General features: G+C 60.3%; 1 protein-coding gene. It reads right to left on the minus strand.

Annotation, left to right across the window (positions count from 1 at the left end; all coding sequences use genetic code 11):
* A partial coding sequence (locus J5M71_RS27820; protein WP_207838792.1) for a DUF2796 domain-containing protein occupies positions 1 to 412 on the minus strand: 412 nt, incomplete at its 3' end.
* Positions 413 to 478: the final 66 nt, after the last annotated feature.

Raw genomic sequence — 478 nt, forward strand, 5'->3', positions numbered from 1 at the left:
GGTCGTGGTGATGCTCGTGACCGTCCTTGTCCGCTTCATCTTCGTCGTGATCATCGGCGTCCGGCTTGTCGCCGAACAGCGGGCTTTCCAGTTCCTGGCTGACCACCTTGCAACCGGCCGCAGCGGGCAGGCTGAACAGGGCCAATGGTTTTTCCAGTTGCGCACGAGCGGCAGCGACTTTGGCCTTGTCGGCGTCCGACGTGGCCGCATGTTCAAAACCCACCAGATTCATCGCCGGGCTTTCCAGCTCCAGCTCCAGGGTCTGACCGTCGAGCGCGGCGTTCAGCCGACCCACGCCATGTTCGGGAGCGCCGAGGCTGCCGTGCTCATGATCGTGATCGTGCTCATCAACCGCATGGGCAGCGGCCAGCGGCAACAGGGCAAACGGCAAAGCGAGCAACAGACGACGCATGACGGACTCCGAGAAAAATGAAAAGTTTGTTATGTAATCTTATAACGAAAGTGCGCAGAGTGTGCC

Origin of the sequence: Pseudomonas sp. 43(2021) (assembly GCF_017490805.1) — a bacterium.
Lineage (GTDB): Bacteria > Pseudomonadota > Gammaproteobacteria > Pseudomonadales > Pseudomonadaceae > Aquipseudomonas.